Origin of the sequence: Pseudomonas sp. R4-34-07 (genome assembly GCF_003852375.1) — a bacterium.
Classification (GTDB): Bacteria; Pseudomonadota; Gammaproteobacteria; order Pseudomonadales; family Pseudomonadaceae; genus Aquipseudomonas.
Genome location: NZ_CP027760.1, coordinates 5,669,154 through 5,684,581 on the forward strand (window position 1 = coordinate 5,669,154; position 15,428 = coordinate 5,684,581).

At 60.2% G+C, this 15,428-nt stretch carries 14 protein-coding genes and 1 pseudogene; 7 read left to right on the top strand and 8 right to left on the bottom strand.

Features of this window, described 5'->3' with window-relative positions:
• Window positions 1-56 precede the first annotated feature (56 nt).
• Genes C4J85_RS26240 through C4J85_RS26255 form a run of 4 tightly spaced genes read left to right on the top strand, consistent with a single transcriptional unit; the run spans window position 57 to window position 2,899 of the window.
• The gene (locus tag C4J85_RS26240; RefSeq protein WP_124411049.1) at window positions 57-842 is read left to right on the top strand and encodes a transporter substrate-binding domain-containing protein; all 786 of its coding nucleotides are present in this window, start codon (window positions 57-59) and stop codon (window positions 840-842) included.
• Window positions 843-859: 17 nt separating this feature from the next.
• A complete protein-coding gene (locus C4J85_RS26245; protein WP_124364912.1) occupies window positions 860-1,528 on the top strand; it encodes an amino acid ABC transporter permease in 669 nt (222 codons plus the stop codon).
• Window positions 1,525-2,175, top strand: coding sequence for an amino acid ABC transporter permease (locus tag C4J85_RS26250; RefSeq protein ID WP_124364913.1), 651 nt, complete (start codon window positions 1,525-1,527; stop codon window positions 2,173-2,175). Before C4J85_RS26245 ends, C4J85_RS26250 begins: the two co-directional genes overlap by 4 nt.
• Window positions 2,162-2,899, top strand: coding sequence for an amino acid ABC transporter ATP-binding protein (locus C4J85_RS26255; RefSeq protein WP_124411050.1), 738 nt, complete (start codon window positions 2,162-2,164; stop codon window positions 2,897-2,899). Before C4J85_RS26250 ends, C4J85_RS26255 begins: the two co-directional genes overlap by 14 nt.
• On the opposite strand, the gene C4J85_RS26260 is transcribed toward C4J85_RS26255, so the two are convergent.
• The 4 genes from C4J85_RS26260 to C4J85_RS26275 all read right to left on the bottom strand — a co-directional run bounded on the left by C4J85_RS26260 (window position 2,871) and on the right by C4J85_RS26275 (window position 7,384).
• A complete protein-coding gene (locus C4J85_RS26260) occupies window positions 2,871-3,410 on the bottom strand; it encodes a hypothetical protein (protein ID WP_124411051.1) in 540 nt (179 codons plus the stop codon). The two genes, C4J85_RS26255 and C4J85_RS26260, sit on opposite strands and share 29 nt — an antisense overlap.
• A complete protein-coding gene (locus C4J85_RS26265; RefSeq protein ID WP_124411052.1) occupies window positions 3,400-5,901 on the bottom strand; it encodes a fimbria/pilus outer membrane usher protein in 2,502 nt (833 codons plus the stop codon). Before C4J85_RS26265 ends, C4J85_RS26260 begins: the two co-directional genes overlap by 11 nt.
• A gap of 6 nt (window positions 5,902-5,907) precedes the next feature.
• Complete coding sequence (locus C4J85_RS26270; protein WP_256657930.1) at window positions 5,908-6,579, bottom strand: fimbria/pilus chaperone family protein; 672 nt, start codon at window positions 6,577-6,579, stop codon at window positions 5,908-5,910.
• 148 nt (window positions 6,580-6,727) lie between these two features.
• On the bottom strand, window positions 6,728-7,384 hold the full coding sequence (locus C4J85_RS26275; RefSeq protein WP_124411053.1) for a DUF1120 domain-containing protein: 657 nt from the start codon (window positions 7,382-7,384) through the stop codon (window positions 6,728-6,730).
• Between the two features lie 482 nt (window positions 7,385-7,866).
• Between C4J85_RS26275 and ppx the strand changes: the two genes are divergently transcribed.
• Window positions 7,867-9,369: an exopolyphosphatase gene (gene ppx, locus C4J85_RS26280; protein ID WP_124364918.1), complete on the top strand. Its 1,503-nt coding sequence runs from the start codon at window positions 7,867-7,869 to the stop codon at window positions 9,367-9,369.
• A gap of 141 nt (window positions 9,370-9,510) precedes the next feature.
• Here the strand turns inward: ppx and ppk1 are convergent, their stop codons facing one another.
• Both ppk1 and C4J85_RS26290 read right to left on the bottom strand, forming a co-directional pair.
• The gene (gene ppk1 / locus C4J85_RS26285) at window positions 9,511-11,733 is read right to left on the bottom strand and encodes a polyphosphate kinase 1 (protein ID WP_124411054.1); all 2,223 of its coding nucleotides are present in this window, start codon (window positions 11,731-11,733) and stop codon (window positions 9,511-9,513) included.
• A 44-nt stretch (window positions 11,734-11,777) separates the two neighbouring features.
• Window positions 11,778-12,026: pseudogene (locus C4J85_RS26290) on the bottom strand (porphobilinogen synthase); the annotation flags it as partial.
• A gap of 208 nt (window positions 12,027-12,234) precedes the next feature.
• Between C4J85_RS26290 and C4J85_RS26295 the strand changes: the two are divergent.
• Window positions 12,235-12,870 carry a DedA family protein gene (locus tag C4J85_RS26295; RefSeq protein ID WP_124364920.1) on the top strand — a complete coding sequence of 212 codons (636 nt, stop codon included), beginning with the start codon at window positions 12,235-12,237 and terminating at the stop codon, window positions 12,868-12,870.
• On the opposite strand, the gene C4J85_RS26300 is transcribed toward C4J85_RS26295, so the two are convergent.
• A complete protein-coding gene (locus C4J85_RS26300) occupies window positions 12,851-14,086 on the bottom strand; it encodes a sterol desaturase family protein (protein WP_124411055.1) in 1,236 nt (411 codons plus the stop codon). The genes C4J85_RS26295 and C4J85_RS26300 overlap by 20 nt on opposite strands.
• A gap of 113 nt (window positions 14,087-14,199) precedes the next feature.
• Between C4J85_RS26300 and elbB the strand changes: the two genes are divergently transcribed.
• Window positions 14,200-14,865 (top strand): isoprenoid biosynthesis glyoxalase ElbB, encoded by a 666-nt coding sequence (elbB, locus tag C4J85_RS26305; RefSeq protein ID WP_124364922.1) that lies wholly within the window; start codon window positions 14,200-14,202, stop codon window positions 14,863-14,865.
• Between the two features lie 106 nt (window positions 14,866-14,971).
• Here elbB and C4J85_RS26310 read toward each other — a convergent pair whose 3' ends face one another.
• Window positions 14,972-15,427 carry a YaiI/YqxD family protein gene (locus tag C4J85_RS26310; protein ID WP_124364923.1) on the bottom strand — a complete coding sequence of 152 codons (456 nt, stop codon included), beginning with the start codon at window positions 15,425-15,427 and terminating at the stop codon, window positions 14,972-14,974.
• Between the last annotated feature and the right edge of the window lies 1 nt (window position 15,428).

The window sequence follows — 15,428 nt, forward strand, 5'->3', positions numbered from 1 at the left end:
TGGGCTGTGCACTGGGCAAACTCAGAAAATTCCTTCGCCCTTCTCGGAGAGTTGCCATGACCAAGCGCTACAGCGCCCTGCTCACTGCCCTGTTTGCCAGCCTGATGCTGAGCCAGGCACCCGCCCAGGCCAACGGTTTGGACGACATTGTTGCCCGAGGCACCCTCAAGGTCGCCGTGCCGCAGGACTTCCCGCCGTTCGGTTCGGTGGGCCCCGACATGAAACCCCGCGGCCTGGACATCGACACCGCCAAGCTGCTGGCCGACCAGCTCAAGGTCAAGCTGGAGCTGACTCCGGTCAATAGCACCAACCGCATCCCCTTCCTCACCACCGGCAAGGTCGACCTGGTGATCTCCAGCCTGGGCAAGAACCCCGAACGCGAAAAAGTTATCGATTTCTCCAAGGCCTACGCGCCTTTCTACCTCGCCGTGTTCGGCCCGCCTGACGCGGCGATCAGCACCACCGACGACCTCAAGGGCAAGACCATCAGCGTGACCCGTGGCGCCATCGAGGACATCGAGCTGACGGCTGTCGCGCCCAAAGAGGCGACCATCAAGCGCTTTGAAGACAACAATTCGACTATCGCCGCCTACCTGGCCGGCCAGGTCGACCTGATCGCCAGCGGCAACGTGGTGATGGTGGCGATCAGCGAGCGCAACCCGAAACGCGTACCGGCGCTGAAGGTGAAGCTCAAGGACTCCCCGGTGTACGTGGGTGTGAACAAGAACGAGCCGGCATTGCTAGAGAGGGTCAACCAGATACTGGTCGCGGCGAAGGCTGATGGCAGCCTGGAAAAGAACGCTATGCAGTGGCTCAAAGAGCCGCTGCCGGCTGATCTGTGACGCGACGGAGCTGACTGATGGCGTATCAATTCGACTTTGTACCGGTGCTGGCCAACACCGACCTGTTGTTACGCGGCGCCCTGTTTACCCTTGAGCTGACGGCTATCGGCGCACTCCTGGGAGTGGCCCTGGGCACCGTCGGTGCAGTCGTGCGGGCATGGAAGATTCAGCCATTCGCCTGGTGCTTCGGCGTGTATGTCGAGTTGATCCGCAACACGCCCTTTCTGGTGCAGCTGTTTTTCATCTTCTTCGGCCTGCCGTCCCTGGGCTTGAAAATCACCGAGTGGCAAGCTGCCGTACTGGCGATGGTGATCAACCTGGGGGCCTATTCCACGGAGATCATCCGTGCCGGTATCCAGGCCATACCGCGCGGGCAACTGGAGGCTGCGGCGGCATTGGCCATGACGCGTTTCGAAGCGTTTCGCCATGTGGTGCTGCTGCCGGCACTGGGCAAGGTGTGGCCGGCCCTGAGCAGCCAGATCATCATCGTGATGCTTGGCTCGGCAGTCTGTTCGCAGATCGCTACCGAAGAGCTGAGCTTTGCCGCCAACTTCATTCAGTCGCGCAATTTCCGCGCTTTTGAAACCTATGCCCTGACCACCCTGGTGTACCTGTGCATGGCGTTGATGATTCGCCAGTTGCTCAACTGGATCGGCCGCCGCTATGTGATGAGGAACAGCCGATGAGTGATTTTTCTTTCTGGGACATCGTGCGCAACCTGCTCACCGGCCTGCAGTGGACGCTGTTGCTGTCGCTGGTGGCGTTCATAGGCGGCGGTGTGATCGGCCTGCTGGTGATGGCGATGCGCATCAGTCACAAGGCATTCCCGCGCAATGTCGCTCGCACCTATATCGAACTGTTCCAGGGTACGCCGCTGCTGATGCAACTGTTCCTGGTGTTTTTCGGTGTGGCATTGCTCGGGGTGGATATTTCGCCCTGGCTGGCGGCGGCCATCGCCCTGACCCTGTTTACCAGCGCTTACCTGGCCGAAATCTGGCGCGGCTGCGTTGACTCTATTGCCCATGGGCAATGGGAGGCATCGGCCAGCCTGGCGCTCAACCCCCTTGAACAACTGCGCTACGTGATCCTGCCCCAGGCCCTGCGCATTGCCGTGGCGCCGACCGTGGGGTTTTCGGTGCAGGTGGTCAAAGGCACCGCTGTGACTTCGATCATCGGCTTTACCGAACTGACCAAGACCGGCGGCATGCTCGCCAATGCCACCTTCGAACCCTTCATGGTCTACGGCCTGGTGGCCCTCGGTTACTTCCTGCTCTGCTACCCCTTGTCCCTCAGTGCGCGCTACCTGGAAAGGAGACTGCATGCCTCTGCTTAGAATTTCCGCCCTGCATAAGTATTACGGCGATCATCACGTACTCAAGGGCATCGACCTCTCCGTTGAAGAGGGCCAGGTGGTGGCGATCATCGGCCGCAGTGGCTCGGGTAAATCCACCTTGCTGCGTACCCTCAATGGCCTGGAATCGATCAACGACGGCGTGATCGAAGTCGATGGCGAATACCTCGACGCCGCCCGCGCCGACCTGCGCAGCCTGCGGCAGAAGGTCGGGATGGTGTTCCAGCAGTTCAACCTGTTTCCACATTTGACCGTTGGCGAAAACGTCATGCTTGCGCCACAAGTGGTGCAGAAAGTGCCCAAAGCCAAGGCAGCGCAGTTGGCCAAACAGATGCTGGAACGCGTTGGCCTGGGAGAGAAGTTCGATGCCTTCCCCGACCGGCTGTCTGGCGGCCAGCAACAACGCGTGGCGATTGCGCGCGCCCTGGCCATGTCACCCAAGGTGCTGCTGTGCGACGAAATCACCTCGGCCCTCGATCCGGAACTGGTCAACGAAGTGCTCAGCGTGGTGCGCCAACTGGCTAAAGATGGCATGACGCTGATCATGGTGACCCACGAAATGCGCTTCGCCCGGGAAGTCGGTGACAAGCTGGTGTTCATGCACCAAGGCAAGGTGCATGAAGTGGGCGACCCCAAGGTCCTGTTTGCCAACCCGCAGACGCCGGAGCTCGCCAACTTCATCGGTTCAGTTGAACAGCCGGGCTGACCAGCTCGAAACGACCCTGCCCCTCCAGCGACGTCTGGCTCCGCACTTGCAGCGCCTCGGCGGGCAGGTCGGTGTCGATGTCGACCTGGGCGGTCAAGCGCTGACCTGTTACCGGCCTCCCTGCGACGCGTGCCGTCAGGACCTGGCCCGGTAATAACTGCCCGGCCGCACCACCGCCGGGCAGGTCCCAGTCGACGGCACGCCCATCCACCTGTGCATGCTTGAGGCTGAGCCGCAACCGCCCCTGCCGGCCAAAACGGAACGCTTGCCCATCGGCGGCACCGATAAACCGCAACGCCATCATCGACGGTTCGACGCACAACACGTTGAGCTGCAGCGTGCGCGTGGCGAGCGTCACGGTGGAGCTTTCGACCAGCGCCTCCCGGCGAATGACCCCGTAGTCGATACGCGGTTGGCTCACGGACAATCGGCAGTTTTCGGCGTGCGCCCCCTGAGCCAGCAACACCGTACAAAACAGCGCACAGCCGAGGCATTTAAGCTTACCGACCATGGCACACCGCCGCTGTTGTATCGAAGAACTTGTCATTATCAGGCTGGCTCCCAGGGGAAATGTTCAGCAGGCAACTGGCCGAGTCCGGCAATGAAACCCTCAGGTCTTGCACCTCGTTCACGTCGTTCAGAAAGATCATGCCCTCGCCCACTACGCTGGTCAGAAAACGATCGCCCTTGCCGAACACCGCAGCCCCCTGAGGCAGTGGCCGGCCTTGATCATCGCTGGCGTTGACCAGCATGCGGCGCACCTTCACCACATCAAATGCCACGGTGTTGACGGAACCGCGACCTGCGGCGAGCACACGGGTGCCGTTCTTCAGATCAACGCGTTTTGGCAAGGACTGGGTTTGCACCTCGATATGGCTGTTGGTGTAGGCAGGCAAGTTTGGAAGCACGGCCTGGCCGGTGAAGTCGGTCCACACCGGGCCTTGCGGGGTGTCGATTTTTGCAGAACCAATGTCGCCCACCGACGCAATACCAAACGTGTCCTGCACCGTGTAGGGCGAGAAGGTAATCCCACCTTCATGAGCGACCACGCCACCTTGCAGCTGCCCGGTGTAACTGGTGCCCAACGGGTCGCGACTGACACCCAGACCGACACGGGTGTAACGCGGCGTGAGGTCTACCTGGCCGCGCATCGATTGCTCCTGTGCACTGAGGTCGCGCTCGACACCCACTTCATAGTTCACATACTCATTGACCCGTTCAGTGAGCGCCGTACCGGTACGGGACTGCCCCCCACGGCGGCTGATATAGCTGTTCACACGACGATCACCGCCCAGGGGCACGCTGACCTGCAACCGCAAGGACAAATCATCATCGAGGACGGTGTCGCGCCGGTTTCGCTCCCGAGTGGCGTCGCGGCGCGCCTGAGTGCTGCCTACCTGCGAGTCGGCAATCAACGCAACATCGGCATAGCGAAACGATTTGTTCCATGAGGCGAACAGGTGTTCGCTCGATTGCCCGTCAAATTGAGCGCTACGGGTATAGCCCAGGGAGAAGGCACCCAGGGTGGGGTCGACCCATGTCGCGCCCGCCGTGTATTGATTCTTGAAGCGTGACGCCAGCACGTCGGCCGTGGTCGGGCGGCCGGCCTCGATCACCTCGCGATAGCCGCGGGTCTGGCTGGTTGCGCTGAGGTTGAGCTCGACGTTGGCAGATACCGGGCTGCTCACTGACACGCTACTGCGTGAGCCGGACACGGCATGACGGCTGTCGCGGGACAGGTTATGACGCGCGCCCACCGACACTCGCTGGAAAAACACGCTGCTCAACGTGCCACCTGCCGACCAGTACTCGTCGGTACTCAACAAGCCGAAACCACCCGTTGAGTCGCGCCCCAGGCCCCAGGTCCCGCTGCCCATGGCGACGACGGGCGATGGCCCCTCGCCCTGCGTCTCTTCACGTAATTTGCCGAGGGACAAGTAATAACCGGGTGCCGCCGGCGCAGCGCCGGCGAACGAAGCCGCCGGCACCACGAAGCTGCGTCGGCCCCCGCGTACATCGATCACACTGACCTCAAGGTCGCTTGTGCCATTGAGCAGCGGTAAACCGGTCAGTCGGAAAGGCCCTTCGGGCACCAGCGTACTGTGGATCAACACACCGGACTGACGCACCTCGATCCGCGACTGGCTCTGTGCCAGGCCTTCCACCACCGCGTTATTGCTGCCTGCCGGCACGCGCGACTGGCCGTCGGGGGAAAACTGCACACCCGACAGCTGGATGCCACCAAACAGCGGATTGTTGCTGGATAGCTGGCCCGCCTGGAAAGTCGAGCGCAACGCGGCGATATCCCGCTGCGCATAGGCATACAGGTGCTCGTTGTGCGTCACTCCGTTATCGGAGACATAGATTTGACGACTGCGAAGAATCCAATCACCCAGGTTGAAACCCGCTTCGGTGTAAGCCGACACGAACCGGTTGTTCCCACTGCGCGAATGGCTGTCGAAACCCTGCACATCATAGTTGAACAAGCCCGCCGCACCGCCCCGGGCGAACTCCCCGGCCTCCCACTGCGGTTCGCGCAGTGATGAGGTGGGCACCACCAGCGCCACTTCATCGTTGCCAGGGCGCAGCCGCACCATGGTCGTGGGAAACTCCCCCAGAAAGTCATGGCATGCCTGGTCGGCAGTGGCGCCTTTACGGACGATGGCAGTGGGTTTGACCAACCCGGCTTTGTCCAGCAATGCCGGGGTAAAGCACAATTGCCCAGTGGCATCGAACTGGGCGTCCACCAACCCGAGCGGGTTGCCGTTGACTTTCAACCCCACCACCTGGGTGCCCTCGCGAAAGCGCGCCGCCGTGCGGAAGTAGTCCGAGACTCTCGGGTCAATGCCGTATGTGGTCAGTGCCGCCAAGTCAAAGCCCTCGCCCAGTTCCAAGGCAGGGGCAACGCCAGGCAAGCTCCACAGTGTCGCCACTCCCATGAGCAACGTGGGTCGGTGGGTCCATAAAAAAGCTCCGGTTCGGTGACTCGACAGGTTTGTCATGGTCGATCAACCCCCGTCGGTATTGATCGGGGCCCGGTAGTTTTCTACCGAAAAGCCGTAGATCGTGGCCGGTTGAATCTCGATATCAGTCAGTCCGTCCAAGGGGCCCTCAACCTTCACCGCCAGCGCTTCGCCCGGCAAAATGTAGCTGCGCGGCAGCGTAGCCGGGGTTCCCTGTGGCAATAACCGAACCTGTGGGGCCATGCGCACCACATAAGCGCTGTCATTGTGGACCGTCAAACGTTGCCCTGTACGTTGCCACTTCAGCAACTCCCAGGGTGTGTGATGAACCGGCAGGCCTTGAGGATGCAGGATCAGCGGCAAATTCTGCCGCAAAGTGATACCAATGGTCGCACCGCCCGCAGCACGCGCCTGGGGAATGCCCTCGAAAGACACGCGTTTGAGTCGCTGAGTCTTCAATGGAGCCTTCAACGTGCTGATGAAACGCACCAGTTGCGTTTCGCCCCCTTCCACCCGCGCAATAGGCGGCGTCACGATCAAAAGCGGTTCCACATCTTCCGGTATGTTTTCTATTACCGAATGCAGCAGCGCTGGCGCCGCGTCGGTATTCTTGATGTTTATGGTCGCTTCACCCTGCTCTTCGTTCAGTACAATGACCGTGGTTTCCGGCAACATACCGTCAGCCACCGCAACACCGACAAAGCACAAGAGCAACAGTGCATATAAAAAACGCGTACTCTTTCTTACGGGACGACTAAGCACTCTGTGTTCCCCACAACCTTGAAGTTGACTATTGAGCGTCGGACACGCTTATAAAACAGCCGACCAGAAACACATGTTTACTGGTCGGCTGTTGTCATGTCGCTTAGAGGTAACTCAATTTAAGTGTTGCACGCCCATCAAGGGTAACGTCGCGACCCAAGTTCAGGTCCTGGCCTTTATTGATAACCGCGCGCACAACAATCGTCCCGGTCAGTTGGGTGATCGAAGCGGGCGTGATGGCCGCACCACTGCGCCAGGAATATTCACTCGGCAATTGTGCGACTTTGCCATCACTGTTCTGCCAGGCACCGTCGCCGATCCGCACGATCGGTGACAGTGCCGCGGTCGGCGAGCGCAGGTCCTTGAGGGTAACGGCAAAGCCACCCGTTTTCCGACCCGCCACGGTGCCCAACCCGAAGTTGTGCGCCTCGGTGTAACCCCCTCCGAGCGCAGTGAGGATGCCCGTTACCTTGCTGTCCGTCTGCAGATCGACAAATTGGAGCCCGAACGGTGCGGGTGAATTGCCACAGGTGACGGTGATAGGCGTGGTTTTCTCGGTGAGCGCGTTAAACGCCGTCTGGGACAGTTGGCCCGAAGGAATATCGCCGTAGTTGATAATGCCACCGCCGCTCATACTGAGGTTACAGGCGGCGGGCTTGATGACCCCCCTGACGATCAGTTCTGCGCTGGTGGCAGCATGTGCGCCAATGTTTGCCGCCAGGCAAACGAGACCCAGGGTCAATCCAACAATTTTTTTCATATTCGACCTGTCACTTGAAAGTTATCAGGTGCTCTCTACGTTCGTCTTGGCGGTTCCATCGCCAAACGGTTTATCTTCCTGGATGTCTACAACGACACATAAATAACACCAAGGCAAAATTGCCGGGTGACAGTGTGTCGCCTTGGTGCTTCATTAAAGAATCAGATAACGCCTGGGTTAATGTGAGAACTGTAAAACCTGCTGGTCATTTAAACCCAATTTAAAAGTAGGCTAAAACAAAATACCCGATGACATAATCAAACGCGTCCTGTAAGGAAAATCAAAACGCGGCTTTACTACGAGGCGAATTTAAAACTCCTACAAAATTAATTCACTACTCCCCGCTTGTCATTCGATGTCATCCTACATATCTCACAAATTACCCCCACAGACAGCCGCAGAAAAATTACCGAAGCACAACGCGTTGGCTCCAGCGGTCGATCGTGGCACGATGGCAAGGTTATCGACCGAGACCCCAAACCATGCCGCAATCCCAAGCCAAGAACCTGTCCCTGATCGCTGCCATCGACCTGGGCTCCAACAGCTTTCACATGGTCGTGGCCAAGGCCCAGAACGGTGAAATCCGCATCCTTGAGCGGCTCGGCGAGAAAGTGCAACTGGCTGCCGGGATCAACGACGAACGCCAGCTCAATGAAGAGTCCATGCAGCGCGGCCTCGACTGCCTCAAGCGCTTTGCGCAACTGATCAACGGCATGCCGCCTGGCGCTGTACGAATAGTGGGCACCAACGCCTTGCGTGAAGCCCGTAACCGCAACGAATTCATCCATCGCGCCGAGGAAATCCTCGGGCATCCGGTAGAGGTTATTTCCGGTCGCGAGGAAGCACGCCTGATTTACCTCGGGGTCTCCCATACGCTGGCTGACACCCCAGGCAAACGCCTGGTGGCGGACATTGGCGGTGGCAGTACCGAATTCATCATCGGCCAGCGTTTCGAACCCCTGCTGCGCGAAAGCCTGCAGATGGGCTGCGTCAGCTACACGCAGCGTTATTTCAAGGACGGCAAGATCACCCCGGCGCGCTATGCCCAGGCCTACACGGCGGCGCGGCTGGAGATCATGAGCATCGAACACGCCCTGCACCGCCTGAGCTGGGATGAAGCCATCGGCTCTTCCGGCACCATCCGTGCCATCGGCCTGGCGCTCAAGGCCGGCGGCCATGGCACCGGCGAGGTGAATGCCGAAGGCCTGGCGTGGCTCAAGCGCAAGCTGTTCAAGCTGGGGGACGCCGAGAAGATCGACTTCGACGGCATCAAGCCTGACCGCCGCGCCATCTTCCCCGCCGGCCTGGCGATTCTTGAAGCCATTTTCGACGCCCTCGAACTGCAACGCATGGACCACTGTGACGGCGCCCTGCGCGAAGGTGTGCTCTATGACCTGCTCGGCCGCCATCACCATGAAGATGTGCGTGAGCGCACCCTCAGCTCGTTGATGGAGCGTTACCACGTAGATGTGGAGCAAGCGGCGCGCGTAGAGCGCAAAGCCCTGCACGCCTTCGACCAGGTGGCCGATGACTGGGACCTGCAAAACGGCGTATGGCGTGAACTGCTGGGCTGGGCCGCCAAGGTGCACGAGGTGGGCCTGGACATCGCCCATTACCATTACCACAAGCACGGCGCCTACCTGATCGAACACTCGGACCTGGCCGGGTTCTCACGGGAAGATCAACAGATGCTCGCGCTGTTGGTGCGCGGCCACCGCCGCAATATTCCCAGGGACAAATTTGCCGAGTTCGGCAAAGACGGCATCAAGCTGATTCGCCTGTGCGCGCTGTTGCGCTTTGCCATCCTGTTCCACCACATCCGTGGCACCCAGGAAATGCCCCAGGTGAAGCTGCGCGCCGACGGCGACAGCCTGGAGGTGATGTTCCCCAAAGGCTGGCTGGATGAAAACCAGCTGACCCAGGCGGACTTCGCCCAGGAAGCGGAGTGGCTGACGCGGGTGGGGTTCAGCCTGAACCTGCATTAAAGAACACCGCAAAACAAATGTGGGAGGGGCGGTGCGACGATTCGACTTGCTCCCGATGCGGTGTGTCAGTCACTTGATACTTTGACTGACCCACCGCTATCGGGAGCAAGCCCCCTCCCACATTTTTGACCGCACTGGTTGTCAGTTCACCGTCAGGATCGGGCTGCCCAGCTTCTCCAGCAACGTGGCCTGCGCACTGCGCGGGTTCTGGTTGCCGGTCGGTGTGTTGCGCACATACCGCCCATCCGACTGCAGGCTCCAGCTGTGGGTGTTGTCGGTCAGGTAGCTTTCCAGCTCCTTCTTGACCCGCATGATCAGCTTCTTGCCCTCCACAGGGAAGCAGGTCTCCACGCGTTTGTCGAGGTTGCGCTCCATCCAGTCGGCGCTGGAGAGGAACATCTGCTCTTCGCCACCGTTCAGGAAATAGAACACCCGCGTGTGCTCCAGGAAGCGACCGATGATCGAGCGCACATGGATGTTATGCGAGACGCCGACAATGCCCGGGCGCAGGCAGCACATGCCACGGACCACCAGGTCGATGCGTACGCCCGACTGGCTGGCCTTGTACAGCGCGCGGATGATCTTCGGATCGGTCAGCGAGTTGAATTTGGCGATGATGTGCGCCGGCTTGCCCTCGAGGGCAAACTGGGTCTCGCGGGCAATCATGTCGAGCATGCCCTTCTTCAGGGTGAACGGCGCGTGCAGCAGCTTCTTCATGCGCAAGGTCTTGCCCATGCCGATGAGCTGGCTGAACAACTTGCCGACGTCTTCGCACAGGGCGTCGTCGGACGTCAGCAGGCTGTAGTCGGTATAGAGCTTCGCGTTGCCGGCGTGGTAGTTGCCGGTGCCCAAATGGGCGTAACGCACGATTTCACCGGCTTCGCGGCGCAGGATCAACATCATCTTGGCGTGGGTCTTGAAGCCGACCACGCCATAGATCACTACCGCACCGGCTGCTTGCAGGCGGCTGGCCAGTTGCAGGTTGGACTCTTCATCGAAGCGCGCTCGCAGCTCGATCACCACCGTGACTTCCTTGCCGTTACGCGCAGCGTCGACCAGGGCATCGACGATTTCCGAGTTGGCGCCGGAGCGATACAGCGTCTGGCGCACAGCCAGGACGTGCGGGTCCTTGGCGGCCTGACGCAGCAGGTCGACCACCGGGGTGAACGACTCGAAGGGGTGCAACAGCAGAATGTCCTGCTTGCTCACCACACTGAAGATGTTCTCGCTGTTTTGCAGCAGTTTCGGGATTTGCGGTGTAAACGGCTTGTATTGCAGCTCCGGGTGGCTGTCCAGGCCGGTGATGCTGAACAGGCGCGTCAGGTTCACCGGGCCATTGACCTGGTACAACTCGGATTCGGCCAGGTTGAACTGCTTGAGCAGGTAATCCGACAAGTGTTTCGGGCAGGTATCCGCCACTTCCAGGCGCACCGCATCGCCGTAGCGCCGCGAAAACAGCTCACCGCGCAGGGCACGGGCCAAGTCTTCGACGTCTTCAGAGTCCAGCGCCAGGTCGGCGTTACGGGTCAGGCGGAACTGGTAGCAGCCCTTGACCTTCATGCCCTGGAACAGGTCATCGGCGTGCGCATGGATCATCGACGACAGGAATACATAATTATCGCCAGCGCCCCCTACTTCTTCGGGTACCTTGATGATCCGTGGCAGCAGGCGCGGCGCCGGGATGATCGCAAGGCCCGAGTCGCGGCCGAAGGCGTCGATGCCTTCGAGTTCGACGATGAAGTTCAGGCTCTTGTTCACCAGCAACGGGAACGGGTGCGTCGGGTCGAGGCCGATCGGGGTGATGATCGGTGAAATCTCGTCACGGAAGTAACGGCGCACCCAGGTCTTGATCTTGGTGGTCCAGTGCCGGCGGCGGATGAAGCGGACCTGATGTTTTTCCAGCTCCGGCAGCAGGATATCGTTGAGGATCGCGTATTGGCGGTCCACATGGCCGTGCACCAGCTCGCTGATGCGCGCCAGGGCCTGGTGCGGTTGCAGGCCGTCGGCACCGGCTTGCTCACGGGCGAAGGTGATCTGCTTCTTGAGGCCGGCGACGCGGATCTCGAAGAACTCGTCCAGGTTGCTCGAGAAGATCAACAGGAACTTGAGCCGCTCCAGCAACGGATAGGACTCATCCAGCGCCTGTTCCAGCACGCGAATGTTGAATTGCAGTTGGGACAGCTCGCGGTGGATGTACAGGCTGCTGTCATCCAGGTTGGTAACCACGGCCACTGGCGCCGGCGCCGGCGCTTCGGCGACCACCACAGGCGGGGCAGGCTCAAGCTCCGGCGGGGTCTCGGTGACTTGTTCAACCACCGGATGAGCGTCTTTTACGGCAACTTCTGTAAGTCCTTCGGTATTCATCGAGTGTTCCTGTGAGGGCTATGGTTGCTCTCTAAGCAATTGGGCAGCGCCGGGATTCCCAGTTCCACCCAATGGGCGGCTTCTTCGAGCAGCAGGTCAATGCTCAAGCGCTCCACCCCCGGCATCGAGGCCACCGCTTCCCGGCGATTTTCACCGTCCAGCACGAATACCGGCAGGATCAGATCATTCGTCGTCAGTACATTTTCACGTACCAGACGGCGAGAAAAATCATCACGGCGGTTGCGGCGCAGACGTGTGGCGGGAAATAGCCGGTTGGCGGGGATAAAGCTCACGACAGACTCCTGAGCCCGCGTTTACGGGCGGGCGGTGCAGTTATAAGCGGCCATTATGACGAATGAATGACAGTTGTGCTTATCGATCCGACCTGAAGTCGCATTCGGCATTTGCGTAGGAATTGTTCACTTCGTGACACATCTCGATACTTTCATGAATCTTCGTGAAGGCGTAGGCTGCGCGTTCATTTCGCCAGCACCCTAGACCATGCTTCAACAATTTCTGCATGACTTCGGCTACTTTGCCCTCTTCCTCGGCACGTTCTTCGAAGGCGAGACCATCCTCGTGCTCGCAGGCTTCCTGGCGTTCCGTGGATACATGGATATCAACCTGGTAGTGGTCGTTGCCTTTTTCGGCAGCTACGCCGGCGACCAGCTGTGGTACTACATGGGGCGCAAGCACGGCCGCAAATTGCTGGCGCGCAAACCGCGCTGGCAATTGATGGGCGACAAGGCGCTGGAACATATCCGCAAGCATCCGGATATCTGGGTGCTGAGCTTTCGCTTCGTCTACGGTCTGCGCACGGTGATGCCGGTGGCGATTGGCCTGTCCGGCTACCCGCCCCTGCGCTATTTGATCCTCAACGGTATCGGTGCGGCGATATGGGCGGCTGCGCTAGGGGCTGCGGCCTATCATTTCGGCGCGGTACTCGAAGGCATGCTCGGCAGTGTCAAGAAATACGAGCTGTGGGTGCTGGGCGCCTTGCTGGTGCTGGGCTTGGGCCTGTGGCTGCGACGCCGCGTCAAGAATGCCCGCATCGCCCGCGAGGCTTGTGCCGAAGCCAAGGCCCGGCTCGCTGCCGAACCCGCCCCGGTCGAACCCCCTAAGACGCCAGGCGAGTAACCCGGCTTCTGCAGCAGTAGAGGCCAATCACGCTGAGCAGGCTGTAGCTCAGCAGCGCCAGCCAGCCCAGAGCGCTGGCCGGCCATAGCCCGACCCACGGGGCCAGCCATACCAACGGCAGATTCAGCCCCAGGCGCACCCCTTCTGCCTTCAGCGCCCACGGGCGATTCTCCAGTGCGACCCCCAGCGTGAACAGCCCCAGGGCCATCGCGCCCCAGCCCAGCACCAGCGCCGCCGTGGGCAGGCCTTCTGCGAAATTCATCAAATAACTGCCAAACCCCACATAGACCGCAAACTGCACGGCAACGTAGACCTGCTGGCGCGTATCCAGCGGCACCTCGAATTTGCGGAACCGGGCCAGGTCCGGCTTGGCTATCGGGTAGTTGGCTTTTACATCTGCGGGGCGCCAGCCGGTGCGCATGAACCAGATGCGCAGCTTGTCCCAGCGGTTCTCAGTACGACGGGCATCGCTCCACAACTGCGCATAAAACTGCAGGTTCGCCCACAGCGGATTCCAACTGGCCAGGGGCGTGGTCACGCCGAAAATCACCGGTTCATTGTCGTCTTCTTCCTGGAACGTGCCGAACAAGCGGTCCCAAAAAATGAACACCCCGCCATAGTTGCGATCCATGTAGAGGGCGTTCTGCGCGTGGTGGGCACGATGATTGGACGGTGTAACGAAGAACACCTCGAACCAGCCGAGCTTGGGCACGTGACGTGTATGCACCCAGAATTGATACAGCAGGTTGAGCGAAGCCACACTGATGAACACCACCAACGGCACACCGAGCACGGCCAGGGGCAGGTAGAAGATCCAGCTCAACAAAAAGCCGGTACTGGTCTGACGCAACGCGGTGGTGAGGTTGTAGTCCTCGCTCTGGTGGTGCACTGAGTGGGCAGCCCACAGGATATTGCGCTCATGGCCCAGGCGATGCAGCCAGTAGTAGCAGAAGTCGTAGAGCACAAAGGCGCACACCCAGGTCCACACGCTTTGGGCCGACCATTCGATCAGCGCCAGGTGCTTGAGGGCAAATGCATAGGTGAGCAAACCCACGCCCTTGGTCAGTAACCCGGTGGTGGTAGACAGCACGCCGGTGCTGAGGCTGTTGATAGCGTCGGCTACTCGATAGTTGCGCGCACCGCGCCAGCGGTCAGCCAGCAGCTCCAACACGATCAAGGCAATGAAAAACGGTACCGCGTAAGGCACGAAGTCCATGGGCTAGTCCGGTCTATTTTTGTTACATCAGATTAGTGCAGTCCCATGAGATCCCATTGGCAACAGGTTACAAATTAGTAGACATTTAACGCCATGAATCAGGAGAAATGCCCATGAGCAAAAAGATTGCAGTGATCCTTTCCGGCTGTGGCGTGTACGACGGTGCAGAAATCCATGAAAGCGTGATCACCCTGCTGCGCCTGGACCAGCGCGGCGCTCAGGTTGAGTGCTTTGCGCCAGATATTGCGCAACTGCATGTGATCAACCACCTTACCGGCGAAGAAATGCCCGAATCGCGCAATGTGTTGGTGGAGTCAGCGCGCATCGCCCGAGGCGCGGTGAAAGATATCCGTGAGGCCAACGTGGCTGACTTCGATGCGCTGATCGTGCCGGGCGGGTTTGGCGCGGCGAAGAACCTGTCGAATTTCGCAGTGGAAGGCGCCGGCTGCAGCGTCAATCCGCAGGTGCTGGAGCTGGCGGAAGCCTTTGCCGAAGCGGGCAAGCCGGTGGGGCTGATCTGCATTTCCCCGGCCCTGGCCGCAAAAATCTACGGCCCGGGCGTGATCTGCACCATCGGCAACGATACCGACACCGCAGCGGCCTTGGACAAAATGGGCGCCACCCATCAGGAATGCACGGTGGAAGATATCGTAGAGGACAAGGCACGCAAGTTGGTGAGTACACCGGCGTATATGCTGGGCAAAAATATCAGCGAGGTGGCGTCGGGCATCAACAAGCTCGTGGACCGGGTGCTTGAACTGACCCACGAAGACGACTAACGCCCTCTTTCTGCAGGAGCGAGCTTGCTCGCGAAGAATCTGAGGGCGCCGCGTTTATCCGGAGTGCCCGCGTTATCGTTGCCGTTCTTCGCGAGCAAGCGCGCTCCTACACAGGCTTCATCAAACGGGTGAGCAGGCGGTCCAGCGCGTTGGCGAACGCCTGTTTGTCCTTCTCGCTGTGCGGCGGTGGCCCGCCGCCCATCTGGCCTTGCTCGCGCAAGTCGGTGAACAGGTTACGCACTGCCAAGCGCTCACTCATGTTCGCCGGGCTGAACTCTTTGCCGCGCGGGTCGAGGGCCGTGACGCCCTTCTTGACCAAGCGGTCGGCCAAGGGCACATCGCTGCAGATCACCAACTCGCCCGGCATGGCGTGCTCTACCAGGTAGTCATCGGCCGCATCGGGACCACTGGGCACCACGATCAGCTTCACACAGGCAAAGCTGGGTTTGATCTGGCTCTGGCCGGCCACCAGCACCACGTCAAACTGGCGCTTGAGGGCGAACTTCACCACCTGATCCTTGGCCGCCCGCGGGCAGGCGTCCGCATCGATCCACACCCGCATG